General features: G+C 34.9%; 17 protein-coding genes. 14 read left to right on the top strand and 3 right to left on the bottom strand.

The genetic code is table 11. The features are described 5' to 3' along the window. Window positions 1-14 precede the first annotated feature (14 nt). The gene (locus ACFQ0R_RS11140) at window positions 15-1,757 is read left to right on the top strand and encodes a M14 family metallopeptidase (RefSeq protein WP_379658455.1); all 1,743 of its coding nucleotides are present in this window, start codon (window positions 15-17) and stop codon (window positions 1,755-1,757) included. Here ACFQ0R_RS11140 and ACFQ0R_RS11135 read toward each other — a convergent pair. Next, a complete protein-coding gene (locus ACFQ0R_RS11135) occupies window positions 1,725-2,348 on the bottom strand; it encodes an NUDIX hydrolase (RefSeq protein ID WP_379658454.1) in 624 nt (207 codons plus the stop codon). The two genes, ACFQ0R_RS11140 and ACFQ0R_RS11135, sit on opposite strands and share 33 nt — an antisense overlap. 8 nt (window positions 2,349-2,356) lie before the next feature. Between ACFQ0R_RS11135 and pyrE the strand changes: the two genes are divergently transcribed. The 5 genes from pyrE to ACFQ0R_RS11110 all read left to right on the top strand — a co-directional run bounded on the left by pyrE (window position 2,357) and on the right by ACFQ0R_RS11110 (window position 11,073). Then, window positions 2,357-3,001 (top strand): orotate phosphoribosyltransferase, encoded by a 645-nt coding sequence (gene pyrE / locus ACFQ0R_RS11130; protein ID WP_379658453.1) that lies wholly within the window; start codon window positions 2,357-2,359, stop codon window positions 2,999-3,001. 2 nt (window positions 3,002-3,003) lie between these two features. Then, complete coding sequence (locus ACFQ0R_RS11125; protein WP_379658452.1) at window positions 3,004-3,396, top strand: SRPBCC family protein; 393 nt, start codon at window positions 3,004-3,006, stop codon at window positions 3,394-3,396. Window positions 3,397-3,511: 115 nt separating this feature from the next. Further along, window positions 3,512-7,486, top strand: coding sequence for a PAS domain S-box protein (locus ACFQ0R_RS11120; protein WP_379658451.1), 3,975 nt, complete (start codon window positions 3,512-3,514; stop codon window positions 7,484-7,486). A gap of 137 nt (window positions 7,487-7,623) precedes the next feature. After that, complete coding sequence (locus ACFQ0R_RS11115; protein WP_379658450.1) at window positions 7,624-8,526, top strand: sterol desaturase family protein; 903 nt, start codon at window positions 7,624-7,626, stop codon at window positions 8,524-8,526. A gap of 72 nt (window positions 8,527-8,598) precedes the next feature. Continuing rightward, window positions 8,599-11,073 carry a M14 metallopeptidase family protein gene (locus ACFQ0R_RS11110; protein ID WP_379658449.1) on the top strand — a complete coding sequence of 825 codons (2,475 nt, stop codon included), beginning with the start codon at window positions 8,599-8,601 and terminating at the stop codon, window positions 11,071-11,073. A 146-nt stretch (window positions 11,074-11,219) separates the two neighbouring features. Here the strand turns inward: ACFQ0R_RS11110 and ACFQ0R_RS11105 are convergent, their stop codons facing one another. Continuing rightward, the gene (locus ACFQ0R_RS11105) at window positions 11,220-11,768 is read right to left on the bottom strand and encodes a type 1 glutamine amidotransferase domain-containing protein (protein WP_379658448.1); all 549 of its coding nucleotides are present in this window, start codon (window positions 11,766-11,768) and stop codon (window positions 11,220-11,222) included. 280 nt (window positions 11,769-12,048) lie between these two features. Between ACFQ0R_RS11105 and ACFQ0R_RS11100 the strand changes: the two genes are divergently transcribed. The 8 genes from ACFQ0R_RS11100 (at window position 12,049) to gap (ending at window position 25,012) form a co-directional block, all read left to right on the top strand. Further along, complete coding sequence (locus tag ACFQ0R_RS11100) at window positions 12,049-12,690, top strand: SDR family oxidoreductase (protein ID WP_379658447.1); 642 nt, start codon at window positions 12,049-12,051, stop codon at window positions 12,688-12,690. Window positions 12,691-12,732: 42 nt separating this feature from the next. Continuing rightward, entirely contained in the window at window positions 12,733-13,335 is a 603-nt protein-coding gene (locus tag ACFQ0R_RS11095; RefSeq protein WP_379658446.1) for a class I SAM-dependent methyltransferase, read from the top strand. Between the two features lie 73 nt (window positions 13,336-13,408). Beyond that, window positions 13,409-13,924 carry a DUF4468 domain-containing protein gene (locus ACFQ0R_RS11090; protein ID WP_379658445.1) on the top strand — a complete coding sequence of 172 codons (516 nt, stop codon included), beginning with the start codon at window positions 13,409-13,411 and terminating at the stop codon, window positions 13,922-13,924. Window positions 13,925-14,232: 308 nt separating this feature from the next. Beyond that, entirely contained in the window at window positions 14,233-21,261 is a 7,029-nt protein-coding gene (locus ACFQ0R_RS11085; protein WP_379658444.1) for a PKD-like domain-containing protein, read from the top strand. Beyond that, a complete protein-coding gene (locus ACFQ0R_RS11080; RefSeq protein WP_379658443.1) occupies window positions 21,258-22,184 on the top strand; it encodes a PorP/SprF family type IX secretion system membrane protein in 927 nt (308 codons plus the stop codon). The genes ACFQ0R_RS11085 and ACFQ0R_RS11080 overlap by 4 nt, the downstream gene beginning before the upstream one ends. A gap of 105 nt (window positions 22,185-22,289) precedes the next feature. Next, the gene (trhA, locus tag ACFQ0R_RS11075) at window positions 22,290-22,934 is read left to right on the top strand and encodes a PAQR family membrane homeostasis protein TrhA (RefSeq protein WP_379658588.1); all 645 of its coding nucleotides are present in this window, start codon (window positions 22,290-22,292) and stop codon (window positions 22,932-22,934) included. Window positions 22,935-23,111: 177 nt separating this feature from the next. Further along, window positions 23,112-24,008 carry a lipoyl synthase gene (gene lipA, locus ACFQ0R_RS11070; RefSeq protein ID WP_379658442.1) on the top strand — a complete coding sequence of 299 codons (897 nt, stop codon included), beginning with the start codon at window positions 23,112-23,114 and terminating at the stop codon, window positions 24,006-24,008. A 2-nt stretch (window positions 24,009-24,010) separates the two neighbouring features. After that, window positions 24,011-25,012, top strand: a complete 1,002-nt coding sequence (gene gap, locus ACFQ0R_RS11065) for a type I glyceraldehyde-3-phosphate dehydrogenase (RefSeq protein ID WP_379658441.1) — start codon at window positions 24,011-24,013, stop codon at window positions 25,010-25,012. Here gap and cmk read toward each other — a convergent pair. Next, window positions 25,009-25,701 carry a (d)CMP kinase gene (cmk, locus tag ACFQ0R_RS11060; RefSeq protein WP_379658440.1) on the bottom strand — a complete coding sequence of 231 codons (693 nt, stop codon included), beginning with the start codon at window positions 25,699-25,701 and terminating at the stop codon, window positions 25,009-25,011. The genes gap and cmk overlap by 4 nt on opposite strands. Window position 25,702 lies beyond the last annotated feature (1 nt).

Raw genomic sequence — 25,702 nt, 5'->3', positions numbered from 1 at the left:
CTAAAAAAATACTAATGTTAAAATACTGGTTCATACTTCCTGTTTCAATTCTCTTTTTTGCTTGCGAATCCTCTTCAAAAAAAGATACTTCTGAAGTAACTCCCGAAAAATTTGAGATTGCCTTCGAACGCTCCAATGGAGATTCGACTTCTACTTATAAAGAAGTGATTAAGTTTTATGAATTTCTATCTGAAAAAGATGATAGAATATCTTTGGAAGAAATCTATGAAACAGATCATGGGGAACCACTTCATTTGGTAAAGTTTACTCCAAACGAACTCAAAGAAAACTCCTTGAAAATTTTAATCAACAACGGAATTCATCCTGGGGAATCTGATGGGATTGATGCTACAATGCTTCTCTTTAAAGCTTTGTCCAATAATGAATGGGTATTGCCACATGATGTTGAATTATACTCTATTCCTGTTTATAATATCGGAGGCGCTTTGAACAGAAACTCAACCTCAAGAACCAATCAGAATGGTCCAGCTGCTTACGGCTTCCGGGGAAATGCAAGAAACTTTGACTTAAATAGAGATTTTATAAAATCTGACACTAAGAATAGTAAAGCCTTCTATATTATTTTTCATCAGGTAAATCCAGATGTTTTTGTAGATACTCACGTGAGTAATGGTGCAGATTATCAATATACGCTCACACATCTTTTTACTCAGCATAACAAGCTTGGTGGTAAATTGAGTGAGCATTTGGAAAATGAGTTTATCCCTGCAGTTGAAAATGAATTGAGTGAAAAAGATTGGGAAATCACACCTTATGTGAATGTTAACAATGAAAGTCCTAAGAATGGTTTTACTCAGTTCAACGATTCACCTAGGTACTCTTCTGGCTACACCTCTTTATGGAATTCTTTAGGACTCATGATAGAAACTCATATGCTCAAACCTTATCCAAAGCGTGTGGAAGGCACTTTTGAAATGCTAAAAACACTTGTAAATGTCTCTCATAATCAGAAAGCCAAAATCCAAGAAGCTAGAGAGCAAAACTTTCAGATGTATTCTGAAGCTGATACCTATCCGCTCAACTTTCAGGTAGATACTTCAAACTATAGACGCTTCAATTTTCTTGGTTATGAGTTAGAAAATTTAACTAGCGAAATCACTAATCTACCGAGAATAAAATTCAGAAGAGATAAACCTTTTGAAGAGGAAGTGAAGTATTACAATCAATTTAAACCAACAGATTCTGTTACCATTCCTGAGGCATACATTATCCCAAAACAGTGGTTTAAAGTTATTGAATTACTGAAATGGAATAATATATCTTATAATCGTTTTTGGGGTGATACGGTAGTTGAGGTTGAGGAATATCGAATTGAAGACTTTAAAACAAGAACTTCTGCTTACGAAGGTCATTACTTGCATTCTGATACTAAAGTGAGTTCTAAAAAAGTAAAACGAATGTACTCTCGTGGAGACGTTTTGGTAAAAGCTGATCAACCTGGAATACGCTACCTTATTGAAACTTTGGAACCTATTGCGGTAGATTCGTTTTTCAATTGGAATTTCTTCGATAGCATTCTACAAAAGAAGGAAAATTTTTCTCCCTATGTTTTTGAAGATTTGGCTGTAGAAATTTTTGAAAATAATCCTAAACTGAAAGCTGAGTTTGAGGAAAAACGAAAAACTGATGCTGAATTTGCAGGAAATTGGTATGCGCAACTAGACTGGATTCACAAGCGCTCTAAACACTATGAAGCAGCTCATTTAACTTATCCTATCGTTCGGGTGCTGAACTAGATATTCCTTGGGAAACAAAAGTTTGATGTTGGCATAAGATTTCTTGAGAGCTTTTTGAGTTTTCTCGAAGTCTTTCCACTTTGCTTTTTTTATTCCTTCTGAAAGTTCTGGAATGAGGTCACCAGTGTAATCTGTTTTCATTTGATACCAGTGGGTTTCCTTGAGCTTATATTTATCATTCCGATTGATGATATGGTAAGTAGTTTGAAGAAAAGAGACAATTTCCAAACCTTCAACATGAGTTTCTTCTTCAACTTCACGAAGAGCTGTTTCTTCTATATTTTCTCCTTTTTCGGCTTTACCTTTAGGTAAATCCCATTTTTTGTTGCGGTAAATAAAAAGAATTTCATTGTTGGAATTATATACCAAACCTCCTCCAGCAATTATTACTTTTAGTTTCCTTTTGAGGTGTTTTAAAAGTTTGTGCTCTTTCTTATGATAAAGATTCAAGTAAAGAAGATCGCCAGATTCTATTTTGCGAATAAGTTGTTTTATTTTTGCCTTTTTAATTGGTATATTGGTATAATTTGAACCTATATTTTCTTGAGTGGACAATATAATTGGCACGTCATTGACGAAAACTTTATACATTTGTAATTATGATTTTAGATGAAAACAAGGCTTATAAAACAGCAGAACTTTTACTGCAAATTAACGCAATAAAATTAAATCCACAAAAGCCCTTTACATGGGCAAGTGGCATAAAGTCTCCTATTTATTGCGATAATAGAATAGTTCTCTCCTACCCCACAATCAGAAATTATATTGTTTCTGAACTTGCAAAACCTATCGAAACCCTTTTTGGAAAACCAGATGCTATTGCTGGTGTTGCTACTGGAGCCATTGGCATAGGAGCTATTATTGCGGATTATTTGGGTCTGCCGTTTGTTTATGTGAGACCTGAACCCAAAAAACACGGACGTCAAAATCAAATCGAAGGAAAGCTTAATCCCCATGCCAATGTGGTAGTGATAGAAGACCTCATAAGCACTGGAAAAAGCAGCATGAATGCCGTAAAAGCTTTGAAAGATGAAGGTCAGGCTCATGTGAAAGGCATGATGGCGATTTTCACTTATGGCTTCGAAGAATCTGAGACTTTATTTAAAGATGAATATTTAGACGTGTACACTCTTTCTAATTATAAAATTCTACTTAAAAAAGCTTATAATACCAATTACCTTAACGAAACTGAATTTGAATTACTAAAAACTTGGCGAAAAGATCCTGCCAACTGGAAACACTAACTATGTATATAGAAAGCGAAAAGAAAATTGTTGCAAAAAGTCAAAAAGAAACTTTTGAATTTTTAAAAAATGTAGAAAATTTCGAAAAATTAATGCCTGAAAGTATCGAAAAATTTGAATTGCTTTCTGAAGAAAGCTTTCTTTTTCAGCTTAAAGGAATGCCAGCTATAAAATTAAAACTTGATAAAACTGAACCAGACCATCTTGTGGTTTTAGCTGCGGCAAGTGATAAACTTCCGTTTACACTTCGAGGAAAAATAGAAGCAAAAGGAGATAAAGAATCCGAAGTACAGCTCATTTTTGAAGGCGAATTCAATAGCATGATGGCGATGATGATAAAAAATCCTATTAAAAAATTCATAACCACTTTAAGTGAAAACCTAACAATTATCTGATTTTTAATACAATAAGTTTTTATTATCCAAAAGGTGATTAATATCAATTAATCACCTTTTGTTTTTAAAAATTACTTCACTATATTAACTACCTTTAGGCTGACCAATTTACTATATGAGAAAAGATAGACTTAAGGCAATAGATAAATACAGCATCTTAGATTCTAATCAAGATCCTGGTTTTGATAGATTAGCAGAAATAGCTGCCAAAGTTTGTAATTGTTCTCAAGCTACGTTGAGTATTTTAGATAAAGATAGATTTTGGATAAAATCAAGTTTTAATTTTAATCAAGATGAAATATCTAAAGAAGATTCCTTTTGTGACATTGTTATTGAAAATCCTTCAGAAGTAGAAGTAATTTATGATGTTTCAAAATTGGATGGCAATGATAGAAAAATCAAATATCTTAAAAAACATAATATCAATTTTTACGCTGGAAAATCTATTGTAGATCCAGACGGATATTCCATTGGAACTTTATGTGTTTTCGATCCTGAAACTCAAACATTGAGCCCTTCCCAGCTACAAATCCTTAAGCAGCTTTCTGAAGAAGTAATGGATAAAATTATTGCTCACAAAGAAAGACAAGAGCTTAAAGACGTTAATAATAACATATCCCAGGGTAAAAGCCGATTCCAAACCTTACTTAATAATACAGGTGATTTAGTCTTTCTTTTAGATTCAAATTTAAACTTTATTGAATTTTATGGTAAAGAGAAAAATTTACTCTTTGAAAAAACAGACCTTACAGGAAAAAATATAGATGAGATAGAAGCTATCGACAAGATAGCTCATAAAATCAAGTTGGCAGTAAAAGCAAGTAAACTCTACCATTCCAGCATACCAATAGAATATGACCTTACAAGCGATGGCACCCAGAGATGGTTTAACATGAACGTAAATGTCATACAAAGTGAAAATGAAAGCACAGAAATTCTATGCGTCATAAGAGAGGTAAGCGATCGCAAGAAAACTGAAAGAAAACTTAAACTCATCAACAATTTATTTTATGAAGCTGAAAGCTTAGCAAAGGTTGGTGGCTGGAGGTACGATGTAAAGAAAAGAGAATTATTCTGGACACCAATTCTTAAAAAAATTGCTGAGATAGACAGTCACATTCAGCCTACTTTAGAAGAAACTTTAGCTTTTTTTAAGGATGGCAAAAGTAAGGATTTGATGACTGAAAAAATGGTTGAAAGCATAAAAAATAACACTTCTTACACTGGCGAATTTGAAATTATTACTGCAAAAAAAAGACCTCTCTGGGCTCTTGTAAATATACAGCCAGAGATAGTAGATGGAGAGTGTGTAGGAGTTTATGGCTCTTTCCAAGACATTACTGAAGTAAAAAAAACTAAAGAAAAACTAAAGCAAGAGAGAGAACGATTAAACAATATTATCAATGCCGCAAACTTGGGAACTTGGGAGTGGAATGTACAAACTGGTGAAGCCGTATTCAACTCTCGATTTGTTGAAATGTTGGGTTACACAACAAAGGAAATACCATTAGTCAATTCAATAGACGTCTGGAATAAATCAACACACCCCGAGGACTTAAAAGAAAGTAACAAGGCATTAGAAGAACACTTTAAGGGAAGAACAGTTTTTTATCAAAAAGAACTTAGACTCAAGCATAAAAATGGAAACTGGATTTGGGTTCTTGACAAAGGAAAGGTTATATCGTGGACAGATGATGGAAACCCTGAATGGATGTTTGGAACTCACCAAGATATATCAGATAAGAAAGCACTTGAAAAGGATCTCAAGCAAAATGTGCAACAGTTCAAGAATATTTTTGAACTTTCACCAGTAGGTATAGTTATTACTGAATTTACTTCTGGTAAATTCTTAGATGTCAACAAAGCAATGCAGGACATGATCGGATATACTGAAGAAGAAATTCTTGGCATGAGTATTTGGGCGATAACCCCAGAAAAGAAAACCACTTATAGAGACAGTCAAGAAATTCAGAATCTCAAAAATTTAAAGAAAACAGGCCCTGTTGAAAAAGTTTTAAAGACTAAAGCTGGTGATTTCATAACTGTAGTCATTAACGGACTTATTCACTTTGATAAAAATGGTAATAGAATTGTCATATCTACACTTCAAGATGTCACTGAGCAGAAGATTATAGAAAAGAAATTGAAAAATTCTAAAACAGAAGCCATAAAAGCGAGCCAGGCAAAGTCAGAATTTGTGGCAAATATGAGTCATGAGATAAGAACTCCCCTCAATGGAGTCATCGGCTTTTCAGATTTATTGATGAAAACTCCTTTGAATGATGTTCAGCATCAATACATGAAAACGGTGTTTCAGTCTGCAAATATTCTTTTGGATTTAATTAATGATGTATTGGATTTCTCCAAAATAGAATCCGGGAAACTCCAACTCGATACTGCTAAAACAAGTTTACTAAAGATTGCTGAAGAAGTTGTAGATCTTACAAAATACGAGGCCCATAAAAAAGGCTTAGAATTGATATTAGTAATCGATGACAAAGTACCTGATTACGTATGGATAGATGGAGTGAGAATAAAACAAATTCTCATGAATCTACTCAACAATGCTATCAAGTTCACTAATAAAGGTTTTGTAAAGCTCAAAATCTCACGTAAAAACAAAGCAAACCACCTCACTAATTTATTATTTTCTGTTGAAGACACTGGAATAGGTATAGCTAAAGAAAATCAGAAGAAAATATTCAATGCATTTATCCAAGAAGACACTTCTGTAACCAAAAAATATGGAGGTACAGGATTAGGTTTAGCAATTACAGATAAGATTTTAAATTTGATGAATAGTAAACTGAGATTGCGAAGTAAAATAAATCAAGGAAGTGAATTTTATTTTGAGATTTCTTTACGTTCTGAAAATAACATGAAAACACAAAAACAAAGTATAGAAAATCTTACGAATATTCTTGTGGTCTCATCCGTACCAGAACATTTTGAAATCATCAATAGCCATTTAAAAAATTATAATGTAAAAACTGACTATGCAAGCGATTTAGATTTTGCATCAAAAAAATTAGTAGAGTTATCTCCTCAAATTATTTTTATAAACCAAAAAGAATCAGTTAGGGAGTCTTGTAATCTCACATCTAGATTAAAGACACATATAAAATCTAAAAATGTTCGTTTCGTTCTACTCAAAAAATCGAATTCAAATGATATTACAGAAGAAATAAATTTAAAGAAGTGTTTTAAGCAAGTTTTAGTCAAACCGATAAAGAAAATTGATCTTTTGAGAATTGTAACAAATCAACAAGAGACGCAAAGTATTGAAAATCAAGATAATAATAATTTAAAAACTATAGAAGGAACTGAAGGCCTTAAGTTTTTGATTGCAGAAGATAATCTTATCAATATGGAATTGATAAAATCTTACTTGAAAAATATTTATTATAACGTAAATATCTACGAAGCGGAGGATGGTCTTAAAGCACTCAACTTATTTAAAAAATATTCGCCAGATGTAGTGTTTTCTGATATTCAAATGCCAAACATGAATGGTTATGAACTAGCAGAAGCTATCAGAAAAGAAAAAAAGGGCAGGACAACTCCTATAATTGCGATTACAGCTGGAACAGTAAAAGGAACTAAGGAAAAATGTATTGAAGCTGGCATGAATGACTACATTTCAAAACCAATATTACAAGAGTCTATTAAGAATATTATTTTGAAATATGGGCCTGAAAAAGATCAATCAGTAAAAGATTTAAACCTTAAGAAAGAGACAGAACCAAATATAGAGGGCAATAAAGAAAGTGGGTTTGATAAAACTCATCTCATGGAAATGATCGGACATAACGAAAAGTTTTTTAATGAACTCATAAAACTTGCCAATGATACTCTTAGTGAAGCTTTAGAAAATTTAGAAGAAGTGGAGAACGAAGATCAACTCAAAAAACTAGCTCATAAAGTTAAAGGTACGGCTCTCAACCTTGGTGCTAGTTCTTTATCTGATTCTGCACTCAATATAGAAAATTCTCAAATCAAAAATCAAGAAGACTTAGTAACTTACCGTAAAGAACTTTATCTTGAGATTAGCAACTTGATAGAAGCACTTCAAGTCCTTAATAAAAAGTAATCATTATATTTTTTTACGGATTACTATCAATTTTTCAGATTATTGAACGTTTTTAAATATTGAGCCAATGCACGTAAAATAAGTATAAAATTTATAGATAATTCCCTGCATTAATTATGTTTGCAAAAAAAGTATAGATGGATAAGGTTAAAATAAGTTTAGAGGATGTAGCAAACTTAGATTTTACAACAATTATATGGATTGCTGCTCCTGTGATGTTTACCCTAGTAGCTTTAGAATCTTATTTTAGTTACAGACAAAACAAAAAATTGTATGAAGGGAAAGACTTTATGGCTTCCACTTTTATTGGTGTTGTAAATATTCTTCTCAATGGAGTTATGAAATTAGGCGTTTTTGCCTTTTTCTTGTTTTTTTACAACCTTACTCCTTTTGAGATACCTATGACGTGGTGGTCTTTTGTACTTTGTTTTTTTGCTTTGGATTTTGTCAGATACTGGTCACACAGAATTGCTCATGAGCAGCGCTTCTGGTGGTCAACACACGTAGTTCATCACAACTCTGAGTACTATAACCTTTCTACTTCTTTTAGACTATCTTGGACTCAAAATTTAAAAATAATTTTCTTTTTACCAGTAATTTTGATGGGATTTCATCCAATCGTGTTTTTGGTAGTTCACCAAGTCGAAGTGTTATATCAATTCTGGATACATACAGAATATATCAAAAAATTACCTAAACCTATTGAATATATTTTCACAACTCCTTCTCACCACAGAGTTCATCATTCTAAAAATGAACAATATTTAGACAAAAATTACGGTTCAACTTTAATCATTTGGGATAGAATTTTTGGAACATTTGAACCTGAAGTTGAAAAACCAGTTTACGGAATAACGAAACCAGTTAAGACTTACAACCCATTTACACTTGTATTTCACGAATGGATAGCTCTCTTTAAAGACCTAACAAAAGCAAAATCACCAAAACATGCTTTCCAGATGGCTTTTGGGAGTCCTGTAGATTATCACAAATCTGAAATGGAAAAAATGAAAGTAAAACAAGCAGGAGTAAAGAAATAAGTAATTCAATTAAAATTGAATACACGGGGTTGTTGAGAGTTTTCTATTAAATTTACGGCAAACTCTTATCACATGAAATTCAATTTTACGCTATTATTCATTTTTTGTTTATCTGGTGTTTACCATGCTCAGGATTCTGTACAATCTCCAGAAGCATTTCAAGGCTATACCATTGGCACAGAATTTACTCGGCATCACCAGGTTGTCAATTATTTTACTCATTTAGCAAAAAAGAGCCCAAACCTTAAATTTTCTTCCTACGGTAAAACCAACGAACGCAGGACCTTAAGCTATGCTGTGGTTTCTTCCGAAGAAAACCTAAATAAGCTTGAAGAGATTAGAACCAATCATCTAAAGCAAACTGGAATCGTAAATGGCGATTCTACTTCTGATATCGCTATCGTTTGGCTGAGTTATAATGTTCACGGTAACGAAGCATCTAGCACCGAAGCGGCAATGGTAACTGCGCATGAACTAGTAACCAAACGTGGAGACATCCTAAAAAACACAGTTATTATCATTGATCCAAGTGTTAATCCAGATGGTCGTGACCGTTATGTCAATTGGTATAATCAAGTGAAAGCTACTCCCTATTCTCCGTACCAAGATGCGGTAGAGCATAACGAACCATGGCCTGGCGGCAGACCCAATCACTACCTTTTTGACTTAAATAGAGATTGGATGTGGGCAACGCAAGTGGAAACCCAACAGCGCTTAAAACTTTACAACCAATGGATGCCCCATGTGCATGTAGATTTTCATGAGCAAAGCATCAATTCACCTTATTATTTTGCACCAGCTGCAGAGCCTTTTCATAACGTCATCACAGATTTTCAAAAGGAATTCCAAACCAAAATCGGTAAACACAATGCCCAAGCTTTTGATGAAAAGTCATGGTCCTACTTCACAAGAGAACGCTTTGACTTGTTTTATCCAAGTTACGGTGACACCTACCCTACCTACAACGGTGCCATAGGAATGACTTACGAACAAGCTGGAAATGGCCGAGCTGGTCTAGGTATTAATACAGACGAAGGCTACAAACTAACACTCAAAGATCGAGTTCAGCATCATGTAATGAGCGGATTATCGACCATAGAAATTGCTTCTGATAATGCTAATGAACTCAATTCTGAATTCAAAAAATACTTTAAACATTCTCCTAATTTTGATTATTATGTGTTAGCTGGGGATGAACAAAAACTAAAGGTTTTAAGTCAACTTTTTGATAAGCATGATTACGAGTATACTGTTTCTACTGAAAACTCACTTAAAGGCAAGCATATTTACAGTAATTCTAAAACCAAGTTTGAATCTAAAAATGCTTTGGTTTTACCTGCCAATCAACCAAAAGCAAAAATGCTAAGGGTTTTATTTGAAGCTGATCCAGAATTAAGCACACCACTCACCTACGACATTACTTCTTGGAATCTTGCTTTGGCTCACGGTGTGGACGTTTACACCGTAAGCGAAAACATTATTACAAAAGCTTCAACAAATGAATTCTCAAACCAAAACATCAAAGAAAAAACTGTAGGTTATATCTCTGAGTGGAATAGCCTGGCGCATGCTAAATTCCTAGCAAAGCTTCTAAAGCATAACATCAGCGTGAGAGCAACCACAAAACCTTTTAGAATAGAAAACAGCTCTTACGAACGAGGAAGCTTGATCATCACCAAAACCAATAATCAGCAAGCTGATTTTGACTCTTTGGTGGTCGCTACGGCCAATGAATTTGAAGTTGAATTGTCAACTTCAAAAACTGGTTTTTCTAACTCAGGGACAGATTTTGGTTCGCCAGATATTAAAAAAATCCATCCACAACGTATAACTGTTTTGAGAGGAAAAGGAACCTCGTCTCTCAGTTACGGCTCACTTTGGTATTTCTTTGAACAGGAATTGAATTATCCTATCATCTCAATTTCTACAGATGATTTCAGCAGTTTAGATTTAGAAGATTACGATATCTTAGTTCTCCCTAATGGTAGTTATTCATCCCTTTTCAAGGATGAACAATTAAAATCATTATCCACATGGATAAAAAGTGGTGGAAAAATGATTGCCATGGGAAATGCCTTATCGACTTTTGAAGGTAAAAAAGGTTTTGGCTTGGACAAAGTGGAAACTGAGAAAGATAGTACAAAAGTGAATCTTATCCCCTACGCAGAAAGGGAAAAAGAACGAACCAAGGAAAATATTACGGGAGCTATTTTTAACGTAAAAATTGATAATACACATCCATTAGCTTTTGGCTATGAGGATACTTATGCTTCTCTTAAAACAAGTTCTGAAGCATATCAGCATCTTAAAAAGGGATACAATGTCGCTTACCTTGAAGGTTACTCTAAACCTTTAAGCGGTTTTGCTGGAGAAGAAGCTATGAAAAAGATTTCTAATTCTTTAGTGTTTGGAGAACAGCGACTAGGACGTGGCAGCATCATTTATATGGTAGATGACGTGATGTTCCGTTCTTTTTGGGAAAATGGAAAGCTCTTTTTTGTGAATGCCCTTTTTATGGTTAATAATAGAAGTCAGACGTTTAGATAAAATGAAATAACTTTTTTCTGAATCAATTTGAGCAACAAAAGATTCTTTTAAAAAGTTTAAAAGGCTTACAAAAAGCAAATATTTCTAAAATAAAAAAGGCTGTTTGAAATTTATCAAACAGCCTTTTACTATTATTGAAACTAAAATTAGGCGTGTTGAAGATCGTGTTTACCTTCTTTAATCTCTTCGATCATCTTAGCGTTAAAAGCCGGTAGATCGTCAGGGTTTCTTGAAGTCACTAATGCTTCATCTACTACAACTTCTTGGTCTACCCAAAGTGCTCCAGCATTTTCGAGATCTTTTTTGATGGAGTTGAAAGAAGTCAATGTCCTGCCTTTAACAACTTCAGCACTAATCAAAGTCCATGCGGCATGGCAAATTGCACCTACTGGCTTACTTTGTTTAAAAAAGTCTCTAACAAATACCAAAACATTTTCATTTCTTCTAAGCAAATCAGGGTTTATAACACCACCTGGTAATACCAAAGCATTATAGTCTTTTGCACTTACCTCGTTTATGATACGATCAACTTCTATTTCACCAGACCAATTGGCACCTTCCCAGCCTTTAATTTTTCCTTTTTCTAAACTTACTATATCTACACTAAAACCCTCTTTTTCTAGAGCCTCTTTCGGTGAGAATAATTCACTTTTTTCAAATCCATTCGTCGCTAAAATTGCTATTCTCTTTTCCATAATTTTATCTTTTAATGATTCATTGAAATATAAAATTTGATAACAAAATAGCTTACTAAGAGCATTATAAAAACATCCTGACTTAAGTTAAAGTTTATTAATATATTGAAAATGAGGACATTTTTAACTCTTATCTATTAGTTTTTTCTAAGATTAATGATTTGGAATTCAAATGAATTATTAATAGTATTTAACTTAATCCGCCTAAGATTTAATTTGATTTTAATCAAAATTAAAGTTGCATTAAATAGCTTTGAATGAATTCTTAAAAACAAACAAAATGCAAAATATATTAGTGATAGGCGCCAATGGAAAAACAGGAAGAATAATCTCAAAAATTTTAAGAGATTCTACTGATTTTAAACCATTCGCTATGATAAGAAAAGATATTCAGAAGCCTTTTTTTGAAAATCAAGGCATAGAAACCAGAATTGGAGACCTGGAAGAAGATTTTTCTGATGCCTTTAAAGGTATGGATAAAGTAATATTTGCAGCTGGATCCGGAGGTGATACAAGTGATGAGAAAACAATAGCGATAGACCAGAAAGGAGCTATAAGAGCTATAGAGTTAGCTAAAGCGAATAAACTTCAGAAGTTTGTCATGTTGAGTTCTATGGGAACAGATGCTCCAAGTCGTGTAAAAGGTTTAGAAAATTATTTAAAGGCTAAGAAAGCTGCAGATGATTTTTTAAGAGAATCCAATATGGTTTATTCAATTGTTCAGCCAGGTGCGCTTACAAATGAAAAGGGTAATCATAAAGTTGAAATTGCTCAAAAATTGAAGAAAGAGGGGGAAATCCCAAGAGAAGATGTCGCCCAGGCTTTAGTTTACGCATTGGAACTGGAACGAACAAAAAATACATCATTTGAGATGATCTCCGGGGACAATGATCTAAAAGAAGCAATGAGAAATTATATATAAATTTAACATGCCCGAAGTTAATGCCTCGGGCTTTTTTTGACTATGAAAGAATTTTGGAACGAAAGATTTGCTAAAGAAGAATATGTTTATGGCACTGAGCCAAATTCCTTTTTAAAATCTGAATTAGAAAAAATTAATATAAAAGGAAATGCTCTTTTTCCTATGGAAGGAGAAGGTAGAAATGCTTGTCATATTGCTCAAAAGGGCTGGAATGTTGATGCCTTTGATTTTTCTGAATCAGGAAAGGAAAAAGCTTTGAAGCTATGCAAACTCAATAATGTCTCTATTACTTATGAGTTGAGTAAAGTTGAAGATTATCAATTTGAGTTTGAAAAATATGATCTTGTGGCTTTAATTTATGCACATGTAGCTCCAGAAAGTAGACTAAAACTTCATAGAAATATTATCAACTCATTGAAACCTGGAGGAATTGTTATTCTAGAAGCTTTTCATCCGAAGCAGTTAAATGATCAGTATACCTCTGGTGGTCCGAAGAATAAGGATATGCTTTACGACCTAGATTCTGTCAAAAATGATTTCAAAGACTTATCTGAAATTCACAGTGAAGAGCTTGAAATTGATTTGACTGAAGGTGATTTTCATCAAGGAAAGGGTTTTGTAACCAGATTCATAGGCGTTAAATAATTATCTAATAATTTATTCTTGCTTCACTTTCAACATATATGGTTAAATTTACGTTTCTTAATATCTAAGCTTTATGGCCAAAATCTATTTTCTAGTATTAGCAGTTTTTCTCACATTAAATTCCACTAGTCAATCCAAAGATTTGCCAAAATTCGATTTTGAAAACTATTATTTTCCTAAAGCACTTGTTATTGATGTTAAAGACAAAAATCAAGTTCAGCTCAAAAATGATGTAAGAAGTTGGATCAAAAATTATTTCACAGAATCTTCACTCATAGATTCTAGCTATTCTGAAAATTCGTTTCTAATTACTGGGAAATCAATTAGACTTTTGAAAATAAAAAATCTACCAACTGACTTGAAATACGATATTAAAATCTCACTAAGAGATAACAAATATAAATTTGAAATCAAGAAGATTTATTACAAATACTACACAGAATTCCGAGAAATCTCTAATGTGAATCTTATTAAAGATGATATTATAAAAAACGACTTGCTAGAAAGTCGTTCAATTATTTCATCTTTTTTTCATGATTTGAATTCCAACCTCTTTAATACTATCACTGCAGAAAATAATGGGTGGTAATTTATTTTTTACCTAATTTTTCTACTTCTTAAATGTATTTTTTCTTTAGTTAGATAGAATGTATTATTATTGCATTAAATACTTTTAACTTGCTTTTTTAACATTTGAATCAATCATCTGATTTTTAACAAATTAAGACTCCATTTATCCTTTAGTCTAATTTGTAACTTTTTAATTTTATTAATATTGCTTTAATATATTAATAATTGTTGTTATCATTGTAGTATTAGTTCTACTAATAAAATATTAATTTTTAAGTGCTCCTTAAGAATTTATTTCATGTAGATAACTTTTGAAAACTACAGCTAATGAAAACAAAACTACTCACTTCATTTCTTATTGGATGTTCACTTTTAGTTGGGATAGCTGCATACAACTTTTCCTATAGCAATTCCATTTCTGATACTGAAATAGCTTATACAGATACTAGTGAAGACATACAGCCAAAACCTACTGAGAGAAAAAAGGCTGTCAATTCTTTTTTTGAAATTTTTACAGACCAGATAACAAATGCATTTTTGCCACCTGAATTAGACATCACAAACCCTCTTGGAGGTGCTGGTGGGTATGGTGTTGAAGATCAAAATGGTGTCATAACTTTTTTAAGATGTACTGGTGAATTGTCTAATAATGGAGTATTCAATTTTGTTGATCCAGATATAGGAACATACCCAGCAGGGACCACATTTTTAATTGACTGGGGAGATGGTGACACTAGTACAACAGTAGAATCTCACACCTATACCTCTGGTTTATACACACTTTCTTATACAGTTACATTTCCAGATGGCACTACTGGCACTAGTGAATTCAGAGTATTTGTAGGTACGCAACCCCCTGTTATTAATGTTCAATTAACAGGTAATGAAAATTGTCTACCAAACGAATACGAGTATACAATTTCTGTAGCCAACAATACTCCAGGAACCACATATACTATTTTAATAAATGATGGTTCACCAGCTATCATTCTTGAATCATCAGACTATCCTATAGGAGGTTCTATTTCAGAGACCTTTACTCATACTTTTTTAGATACATCTTGTGGAGTAAATTCCACTGTAAATGGAACACCTTTCGCCAACTCTTACTCAATCACAGCGACATCTTCTAATCCATGTAGTACCGATGGTAATTTCGTTTCCACTGGACCCATTCGTGTTTCTGAGCCAACAGAAGCGAACTTTATATTACCTGCTGAAATTGCCTGTGTGAACTCCCTTGTTAATTTTACAGATATTTCTTTTGGGGGTACCAATACAGCTTCTAGCGGATGTAATGATGATTATGGGAGGTATTGGGAGGTTACCCCAACAGCCGGAACAACAATTGCTGGAGGAGAGCTTGGCAGCGATGCAGGAAATGGAACTGATTGGTTTTCCTGGGATGATGGTAGTGAAATACTGGGAGTTATTTTTGATACACCTGGATATTATGACATCACACTTGTTACAAGAAACAACTGCGGAGAAAGTAGAATTACTCAGGAAATTTGTATCATCCCAGAAGTCATATCTGAGTTTACAATTAATGAAAATGAGGCTTGTTTTGAGGACGACTTAATTGTCTCTACAGAAAACACATCCCAGGCTGAAGGCTGTGATATAGAAACAAAATACGAATGGACCGTAACAGCTACAAATCCAGATTGTCCTCCAGATGCTCCAAGTTGGAACTTTGCTAATGGAACAGGACCTGATGATTTTGAGCCTGAATTTGAATTCAATGCACCTGGAATTTACACCATTCGTTTAGAAGTATTTGTTCAGGACATTTTACCAGGTGAAGAGTGTAGAGATGATGTTTACGAAGAGATTGTCACTATTAAAGATAAACCCAAAGTTGAACTGGAAGACCTTATTGCATGTGAAGGTGAACCTTTCACAATAGACCCTGTAGTTTACGATTGTTATACTACTATCGGAACCACTTATTCGTGGGATTTTGGAGCCTCACCCCCTGCTTCTATATCCAGTTCTAATGATCCTAATCCATTAATTTCTTACAACACTCCTGGGAATTATACTTATGAATTAACGGTAACAAATGAATGTGGATCAAACACTTACAATGGGAACATAGAAGTGTTACCACCAGTGAATGTTGATGCAAACGGACCAACCGACGTTTGTGTTGATGACAGTATTCAATTAAATGGTATTATATCTGGAGGCACAGGAATTGGCAGCTGGACAGCTAGCGTTGCCGGAGGAACTTTCACGCCTGATGCAAGTGCACTTGATCCTATTTATACTCCACCGCTTGGATATGTTGGAAACATAACTTTTAGACTATCTTCAGATAATTCAGGGACTTTATGTTCTGAAGCGCTGGATGAACATACTGTTGCAGTTATCGCTGGGCCAGAGGTAGATGCTGGTAATTATGACCCTATTTGTGTAGACAGCACTATAACACTTGATGGTAATTTTGGAGCTGCAGCATCTAGCATAACCTGGACTTCCTCTGATGGAGGCACTTTTTCAGATCCAACAAATCCTAATGCTGAGTTCACTCCTCCCCCTGGATTTACAGGAACTTTGACGCTCACCATCACAACCGATGATCCTCCGGGATCGTGCTCGGAGGCTTCAGATTCGATCGAATTAGAAATACTTCCTCTAGGGGAGGTTGACCCTCTTTCAAATCTAGAATTTTGTAGTACTGATATAACTTCTGAAATTATCTTCAGTTCTCCAAACACGTCAAATACAACAAATTTTGAATGGGAAATAGACGCCAACATTGGTTTAATACCTACGGCTGGAACTGGAAATTTACCAAGTTTTACAACAGAGAATTTAAATGCAGATCCAATAATAGCTACAGTAACTGTCACTCCAATTGTGACTTCTGGATCAACAAACTGTGAAGGTATTCCTGAAACATTTACAATTACGGTAAATCCAGCACCTCTAGTTCAAAACATCAGTGTTGACTTATGTAATGGCGATGATTTTGAAGTCATCCCAGATTCAACTGGAGGAAACTTCGTTCCAGCTGGCACCACGTATATCTGGAATAATCCAGTGAGTGATCCGCCTGGTGCAGTTGTAGGAGGCTCTGGCCAGCCAGTACCTCAAACCAGTATCTCTCAACCCATAGAAAATCTTACGACTAATGCTGCAAGTTTAATTTACACGGTGACTCCAGTTTTTGATGGTTGTGAAGGGCCACCTTTTACAATTACAGTAAATTTTGCTGAGGAGCCCGTCATACAAAACATTGACCTTGAAGTTTGTAGTGAGGGGTCTTTTTCAATCGAACCAGACCCTGATTTTATAGGTAATCAGATTCCTGGAGGAACTTCTTATACTTGGGATGAACCTTCAATAGATCCAGCAGGTTCGGTTACAGGTGCAACAGCAGAAGCTACACCTTCAAATTCTATAGATCAGCAACTTGAAAATATAACTAGCGAAACTGCAACAGTAATTTATACTGTTACTCCAAGCGTAAAAGGATGCGATGGTGAACCGTTTACAATAACTGTAGACGTTGAGCCAAAACCATTTATTGAAGACACAGATTTAAACTTATGTAGTGGAGAGAATTTTACTATAGATCCAGATGATGTAGCTCCAAATAGAGTTCCTGCGGGGACTAGATATACTTGGGGATTACCAACAGTTTCTCAACCGGGAACGATTACTGGAGCTACTGAAACTTCACTTCCTCAATCTGAAATACAACAAACATTAATCAGCAATAGCAGTGAAAATGTGACTGTTACCTATGAAGTCTTTCCCGAAAGTGGAGCATGTTCCGGAGACTCCTTTTTTATTGAAGTCGTTGTTGAACCCAGACCAATTATTGAAAATATTACAGAGAACATCTGTACAGGTGGAACCTTCTCGGTAATACCAAGTGATGTTGGAAGTAATATAGTTCCTACAAATACAACATATACCTGGACGGAGCCTGTGAGTCAACCAGCTGGAGCAATTGCAGGCGGTTCTGCCGAAACAAGTCCACAAACAGAAATAAGCCAGAATGTAACTAACATAACGGAGAATATTGCGACATTGACCTATACTGTAACTCCTCAATCTGGAAATTGTACGGGAGATCCTTTTACGGTCCAGGTCATAGTAGAGAGTTCTGGACTAATTGAAGAACAACCTGAAGCCTTGCAAACCATTTGTGAAGGTGGTCAAATCTCACCATTGGGTGTCGGTTTAGAGAGTGGGGAATCTACTTCTACTACATACCAATGGTTTAGGAATACAACACCAACCAATGCCGGAGGCACAGCAATTCCTGGTGCCACAGATTCAACTTACCTTCCACCTCCTTTTGATACTCCAGGTACTTATTATTTCTATGTAGAAATAAGTCCTGAAGGGGATGAGTGCGGAGACGTTATCAGTCAGGTCTCTGAAGTTGAAGTTTTGGAAGATCCAAGTATAGATGCACAACAGCTAAATAATCAGGATTTATGTCTAGGTGCAACCCCAGACGAATTAAATGTTGAAGTATCTGGTGGGATTGGTCAATTGAATTACCAATGGCATGTGAATGATACAAATGATACTTCGACAGGTACAGCAATTGCAAATGAGATCAATTCTAACTTTACTCCACCTACTGACGAATTAGGCACACTGTACTATTATGTAATTGTTTCTCAAAATGCTCCTGGATGTGAAACCATAAGTGAAAGCGCCAGGATAACAATAGAACCTCAACCACTAATTAATCAGCATCCTCAATCTGAAGAACTTTGCCTTGATGCAGTACCAAACCTTCTGTCTGTAAATATAAATTTTAGCTTAGGAAATCCAACCTATCAATGGTTTGAAAATGATGAAGATAGCAACGTGGGCGGAACAGCAATAGCAGGTGAAAACCAATCAACATTTTCACCTCCTACAAATGTTACTGGAGAACAGTATTACTATGTGGTTGTTAGTTTTGACAATTCAAGTTGTGGACCAATCGTATCGGATCCGGCGACATTGTCGGTTGTACCTTTCGCAGAATTAAATCCTATTGAAGATTTGGAAGTTTGTAGAGGTGATGAGGTAGGAGGAATAAATTTTACAACTACCAATCCTACAATGATTACAACTTACGAATGGACAAACTCAAATACTGAGATTGGTTTAGCAGCAAGTGGATCTGGAAACTTACCTACATTTACAGCAACAAACACAACTGGAGAAACCCAGACAGCGGTTATAACAGCTACTTCACAAAGTACCTTTGGTGGAGATCCTTGTGGTCAAAGCACAATTGAATTCACCATCACAGTTCCTTCTGAAATCATCGACAATGCAGTGATTTCAGATTTCAATGGAAATCAAACAAGCTGCTCAGATGCTAACGATGGCAGCATTCAAATAAGTCCAGAAGGCGGAATTCCAAGATCTGTTAATCAACCATATTTGTTTAATTGGTCTGGTCCTGATGGGTACAGTTCCAATCAGGAAGATATCTTCAACTTAAGAGAGGGAACCTATAATTTAGAAATTACTGATGGTTTTGGCTGTGTAAATGAGTTTACTTATGAAATTGAAGCGCCAGAAGAACTTGTGGTTATAGAGGATGCTGTTCTAAATATTCAATGTTATGGAGATTTTACAGGCAGAATTCTCATCTCTGTTACAGGCGGAACAGGTAGTTACTCTTATACCTGGCTAAAAGATGGTATGCTTGTGGCCACAACACAAGACCTGGAAGATATTGGAGCAGGTTACTATACTGTAATTATAACCGATCAAAATAACTGTACAGTCATCGAAGATTTTGAAGTCACTGAACCGACTCCAATTAAAATAGAAGTCCTTGACAAGTCTGCTATTGTTTGTACCGATGATGTCGTAATCCCTGGAAGTGAAAACATTCAAAATTTAATTGATGAATTTAATGGTTTCATCAATATTGACGTACAAGGAGGAACACCTCTGCAAACAAGTCCAAATGAGTTTACATATCAATACGAATGGAAAAATGAAGTAGATGATGTCATTTCTACAGAAAAGAATTTGACAGGCGTTGGACCCGGGGTTTATACAGTTGATGTGTATGATAACTTGAGTTGTATCGCTTCTGAAACTGTTGAATTAATAATGCCAGATCCTATTGAGATTACTGTAGATTCTGAAGATGAAACTTGCGCCTTCAATGAAGACGGAAGTATAGCTCTGGAAATTGAAGGAGGAACTGCACCGTATACTGTAGTATGGGATAATGGTCAAACTGGTGAGACTTTAACGAATCTTGAACCAGGATTATATTCAGCAGAAATAACAGATAGATTTAATTGTAAGGAAGTTGTAAGTGTTGAAATTGAAGGCGTAAACGAGTTGGAAATAAACCATAATTTTGAAAACATAAGCTGTTTTGATGCTGCTGATGGATTTATAGACGTGGAAGTTGAAGGCGGTCGATTATTTGCTAATGGTTCATATGATTACCAGTGGAGTGGCCCAGACGGATTTACAAGTTCTGTGGTAAGTCTCAATAATCTTATTCCAGGTATGTATTCTCTCGTAGTAACAGACGCGAGTAATTGTAGTGTTAATCTTGAAGTAAATATCGAAGAACCCCCTCTACTAGAGGTGAGTTTCCAAACCACCCAAGCTAATTGTTTTGGAATTGATGATGGTACTATAACGCTCTTTGTAGAAGGAGGAACCCCACCTTACACTTCCAATTTTGGCCCTGGAGATTCCACGTTCTTATTTGAAGGATTAGAACCAGGCCTTTATGAAATAGAAGTCATGGATGACAATGGATGTCTGGAGTTCTTAGAAATTGAAATAGAGCAAGATTTTGTAAATGAAATTGATCCTCCAACTGGTGAACCTTTTCAGGAGTTTTGTATTGAAGATCAACCGACTGTAAGTGATTTAGATGTACAGGGTATGGACATTAAATGGTACTTATCCCCTACCGATAATGGAGCTCTGCCAGATGATTATTTAATTACTGATAGTACAATTTTATATGCCAGAAATTTTGATGAAGATCTTAATTGCTTGAGTAGTCAAACTTTGATAGTGGAGGTAAATATCATAGAGGGTATTATTGATGTCAACAACTTCATTACTGTGAATGGAAATAATTTAAATGAAAAGCTAAATGTTGTCAACATTGGATTGTTCCCGGAAAATGAAATGAAAATCTACAATCGCTATGGTAAGTTGGTATGGGAAACTACAGGATATAATAATACAGATAATACTTTTAAAGGGGCTTCCAATGTAGGTGGAACTATAAACCAAACTAACTTTTTACCCACTGGAACTTACTTCTACATACTGAATTATAAATCGCCATGTAGAAATGACACCAAGAAAGGTTTTGTGCAAATTGATAATAACAACAGATGAAAAGCTTTCTTAAAAACATAACACTCCTATTTTGTTTGAGTCTTGGTTTTTTAGCCAAAGCTCAAACTGACGTGAAATTATCTAACTTTGTTTTTGCCCCTTTGGTGTACAATCCTGCTTATGCTGGAAGTTCTGATGGGTATAGTGCTACTGGGTTTTATACTTCTCAATTTGTTGGATTCGATGGAGCTCCGGAAACTTTAATCCTAACTGGCCATGATAGAATAGGAATCACAAATTTGGGAGCAGGATTCGATATTATGAGCGATAAAATTGGTGCCAGCAAAGAGAATCGTGTTGTTGGTAATATTGCTTATCACTTTAGGATATCTCAAAACTGGCTACTTTCAACAGGAATAAAACTTGGAGTAAATAATTATGCAATTGATTACAATTTACTATCTATTGAAGATCAAAGCGAGTTTGGTAATCCATTTGGCGATTTATCTAGAACTAGTTTAATCTTTGGAACAGGTATCTTTTTGCACAGAGAAAACTTTTTTGTAGGTGCATCAATTCCAAATTTTCTAACAACAAGCTATATAGATGACTTTAAAAATACTTTGGCAAATACAACTCCAAATTATTTTCTTACCACAGGCTACAGGTTTGAACTGGAACGTGAAGTCTATCTTCAGCCAACAGTTCTTGCAAGGCTTGCCAACGGTGCTCCATACAGCGCACTAGTCTCTTTTAATCTAGATTGGAAAGATAAAATTTTTGCAAGTGCAAATTATGAACATAATGTAACAGCAGGCGCATTTATTGGCGTTAGAATAACTGACCAGATTATGGCAGGCTACTCCTACGATACTTCTATCACAACTTTTGCTCAATACAATGGCGGAATTCATTCTTTCATGATTAACTTCAGAGCTAAAGAACGCTATAGAAGAGATCGATGCGGATGTTTCACTTACTAAAATAGTTTTATTCATATCTTTTTAAAAAATAGTCTCCATAATAATCTTCTATTAAGATTTTTTCTGCTGAAGAAAATTATCAATTAGATTTGTAGATAAGTTTGACTGCAAAGACATGCAAATCACAAAACAAGACTAGAAGAATTTTGGAATACTATCACTCATGGAGTTGGATTGTTTTTAGCTTGTATTGGAGTTGCTATACTATTTTTTACTCTTGAATATAATGATAACTATCTTACATTAGGTATTGTTCTTTATGCTTTATCTCTAGTTTTACTTTATGCGGCTTCTACTAGTTACCATTACGTTTCAGAAGGCAGATTAAAGCGAAGATTGAGAGTTCTCGATCACATTAGCATTTATTTTCTTATAGCAGGAACCTACAGTCCAATGGTACTTACACTTTTAAAAGACAGCCATGGAGAGTTGCTTTTCTATGCCGTTTGGGGAATTGCCATTGGCGGTACCTTTTTAAAACTTTTTCTTACTGGAAAATTTGAGAAACTATCACTCCTACTCTATCTGATTATGGGTTGGCTTATTGCTTTTGATATTGTAGCCGTTGTAGAGAATTTCACAAGTTTAGAATTAATTATGCTTGCTCTTGGAGGGCTATTTTATACGATAGGCATTTACTTTTATGTAAAAACTTCAATTGTTTTTAATCATGTGATTTGGCATATTTTTGTTTTACTTGGGAGTTTGAGCCATTTCTTAATGATTTATTTTTCAATAGCAAGAATATAGAGCTTGTTCTACACATTGAAGCGAACTAAGTTAAATTCAGAAGAAAAAATGTAAGTACGTTGTAAAAAATCAACCTAGGTTAAATTTGTCTTAGAGTTTATTAATTTGAAGGCAAGTGGGACACAAACCAAGGTTTAACTATTCATTATTTCATACATTTGTACAAAATTGCAAATTATGGAGACTGCAGTATTAGAAAAAAATAAAAAGACTACCGATAAAACCACGAACAGAACCGGAAAACCAAAATGGTTAAGAGTAAAATTACCAACCGGTAAGAAATATAGAGACTTAAGAAAGCTTGTAGATAAGTATGATTTACATACGATTTGTACTTCAGGCAGTTGCCCTAATATGGGGGAATGCTGGGGAGAAGGTACTGCTACATTTATGATTCTTGGTAATGTATGTACACGTTCTTGCGGATTTTGTGGTGTAAAAACTGGTAGACCTGAAGATATTGAGTGGGATGAGCCAGAAAAAGTAGCACGATCTATCAAAATCATGGGCGTTAAGCATGCCGTGGTGACATCTGTAGATAGAGATGACTTAAAGGATATGGGATCCATTATCTGGGCAGAAACAGTGAATGCCATAAGAAGAATGAACCCGACTACAACTCTAGAAACTTTGATTCCTGATTTTCAAGGGGATACAAGAAACATAGATCGTATTATTGAAGTCGCTCCAGAAGTTGTCTCTCATAATATGGAAACTGTAAGACGTTTGACAAGAGAGGTTAGAATTCAAGCTAAATATGATAGGAGTCTTGAAGTCTTAAGGTATCTTAAAGCTCAAGGAATTAAAAGAACTAAGTCTGGTATTATGCTCGGGCTTGGCGAAAAAGAAGAAGAAGTCATAGAAACTTTGAAAGACTTGAGAAGTGTAGATGTGGACGTTGTTACTATTGGTCAATATTTACAACCAAGTAAACAACACCTTCCCGTACAGGAATTTATTACTCCAGAGCTGTTCAAAAAATATGAAACGATAGGTAAAGAGCTTGGTTTTAGACACGTAGAAAGTTCTGCCCTTGTAAGATCTTCTTACAAGGCTCACAAACATCTTGAATAAGAATGAGTAAAACTATAAGAGTTGGAATAAATGGCTTTGGTCGTATCGGTCGAAGCCTTTTTCGTTTGTTATATGAACATCCACAAATTGAAGTGGTCGCTATTAACGATCTTGCAGACGCAAGGACATTATCGCATTTATTAAAATACGATAGTGTTCATGGTCAATTTCCCTTTGAAGTGTCTCACAATGAAGAAGGAATTTTGGTGGAAGGAAAATTATTTCCCTTAGTCAATATTCCAAAACTAGAGGAATTAAACTGGAGAAGATTTAATGTGGAAACGCTTGTAGAATGTACCGGTAAGTTCAAGACCAAAACAGAACTAAACAAACATTTAGAAGCTGGAGCAAAAAAAATGATTTTAAGTGTTCCACCTAGCGACGATTCTGTTAAAATGATTGTTTTAGGCGTGAATGATTGGGTATTAGAAGAAAATGATATTATGATTTCTAATGCATCCTGCACCACCAACAATGCTGCTCCAATGCTTAAAGTAATTCATGATGCTTTTGAAGTGGAACAGGCTTACATTACTACAGTTCATTCCTATACGTCAGACCAAAGCCTGCACGATAAACCTCACCGCGATTTAAGACGAGCAAGAGCAGCTTCTCAGTCTATTATCCCTACAACAACTGGTGCAGCAAAAGCATTAACAAAAATATTCCCTGACTTGAGCGACGTCATTGGCGGCTGCGGTATAAGAGTTCCAGTTCCAAATGGTTCTCTAACAGATATGACGCTAAATGTCAAAACATCTACAACTATTGAAGAAGTAAATGCTTTATTCAAAAAAGCTTCTGAAACGCACTTGAAAGGTATTCTTCAATATTCTGAAGTGCCACTAGTAAGTATTGACATTGTAGGAAATCCTTATTCCTGTGTATTTGATGCTGAAATGACCTCGGTGATTGGTGGTAATCTGATTAAACTTATTGGCTGGTACGATAACGAAAGAGGGTATAGCAATCGTTTGATTGACTTAATTTTGAAGATGAATTAAGCAGGCTCTATCTTCTCCTTAGCCAAATTCAAAATAATTTCGAACTGTTCTTCTTGTGACAATTCACTGTTATCGATTTTGATGGCGTCCTCCGACTGGATAAGTGGCGAGTTTTTTCGGTTGGAATCCACTTCATCTCTGTGCTTGACGTTTTTTAAGACCTCTTCAAAAGTAATGTCCTCTCCCTTTTCTTTAAGCTCGTTATAGCGACGCTGAGCTCTGATGTCTGCACTAGCCGTCATAAATAGTTTGAGTTCAGCTTCAGGAAACACCACACTTCCAATATCTCGGCCATCCATTACAATCCCTTTTTCTTCACCTAATTGTTTTTGAATTTCAACCAGTTTTTTTCTGACCTCATCAATTTTAGCGACAGAACTCACATGTTCTGAAACTTCCATTGCTCTAATTTCTTTCTCGACGTTTTCACCGTTTAGAATAACATCATTAGTACCCGCCTCTGGATTATATTCAAAATTGATTTCTATAGAAGATAAATTCTTAACCAGTTTTGATTCATCCACTTTACCGTTTTGAAGCCAGTTATTTCTCATAGCGAAAAGGGTTACCGCTCTATACATAGCGCCAGTGTCCACATATTTATACTCTAGTTCTTTAGCTAGTTTTTTGGCTACTGTACTTTTTCCTGTAGAAGAATGGCCGTCTATGGCAATAACGATGGACTTCATA

Origin of the sequence: Psychroflexus salinarum, from assembly GCF_042677225.1 — a bacterium.
GTDB classification, from domain to species: domain Bacteria; phylum Bacteroidota; class Bacteroidia; order Flavobacteriales; family Flavobacteriaceae; genus Psychroflexus; species Psychroflexus salinarum.
The sequence above is the reverse complement of the archived record's forward strand: the minus strand, read 5'-3'. Positions and strand labels throughout refer to the sequence as shown.

Bases quoted from the DNA above. Each gene is read 5' to 3' on its own strand.
- ACFQ0R_RS11140 (WP_379658455.1), top strand. From the start codon at position 15: ATGTTAAAATACTGGTTCATACTTCCTGTTTCAATTCTCTTTTTTGCT.
- ACFQ0R_RS11135 (WP_379658454.1), bottom strand. From the start codon at position 2,348: ATGTATAAAGTTTTCGTCAATGACGTGCCAATTATATTGTCCACTCAA.
- pyrE (WP_379658453.1), top strand. From the start codon at position 2,357: ATGATTTTAGATGAAAACAAGGCTTATAAAACAGCAGAACTTTTACTG.
- ACFQ0R_RS11125 (WP_379658452.1), top strand. From the start codon at position 3,004: ATGTATATAGAAAGCGAAAAGAAAATTGTTGCAAAAAGTCAAAAAGAA.
- ACFQ0R_RS11120 (WP_379658451.1), top strand. From the start codon at position 3,512: ATGAGAAAAGATAGACTTAAGGCAATAGATAAATACAGCATCTTAGAT.
- ACFQ0R_RS11115 (WP_379658450.1), top strand. From the start codon at position 7,624: ATGGATAAGGTTAAAATAAGTTTAGAGGATGTAGCAAACTTAGATTTT.
- ACFQ0R_RS11110 (WP_379658449.1), top strand. From the start codon at position 8,599: ATGAAATTCAATTTTACGCTATTATTCATTTTTTGTTTATCTGGTGTT.
- ACFQ0R_RS11105 (WP_379658448.1), bottom strand. From the start codon at position 11,768: ATGGAAAAGAGAATAGCAATTTTAGCGACGAATGGATTTGAAAAAAGT.
- ACFQ0R_RS11100 (WP_379658447.1), top strand. From the start codon at position 12,049: ATGCAAAATATATTAGTGATAGGCGCCAATGGAAAAACAGGAAGAATA.
- ACFQ0R_RS11095 (WP_379658446.1), top strand. From the start codon at position 12,733: ATGAAAGAATTTTGGAACGAAAGATTTGCTAAAGAAGAATATGTTTAT.
- ACFQ0R_RS11090 (WP_379658445.1), top strand. From the start codon at position 13,409: ATGGCCAAAATCTATTTTCTAGTATTAGCAGTTTTTCTCACATTAAAT.
- ACFQ0R_RS11085 (WP_379658444.1), top strand. From the start codon at position 14,233: ATGAAAACAAAACTACTCACTTCATTTCTTATTGGATGTTCACTTTTA.
- ACFQ0R_RS11080 (WP_379658443.1), top strand. From the start codon at position 21,258: ATGAAAAGCTTTCTTAAAAACATAACACTCCTATTTTGTTTGAGTCTT.
- lipA (WP_379658442.1), top strand. From the start codon at position 23,112: ATGGAGACTGCAGTATTAGAAAAAAATAAAAAGACTACCGATAAAACC.
- gap (WP_379658441.1), top strand. From the start codon at position 24,011: ATGAGTAAAACTATAAGAGTTGGAATAAATGGCTTTGGTCGTATCGGT.
- cmk (WP_379658440.1), bottom strand. From the start codon at position 25,701: ATGAAGTCCATCGTTATTGCCATAGACGGCCATTCTTCTACAGGAAAA.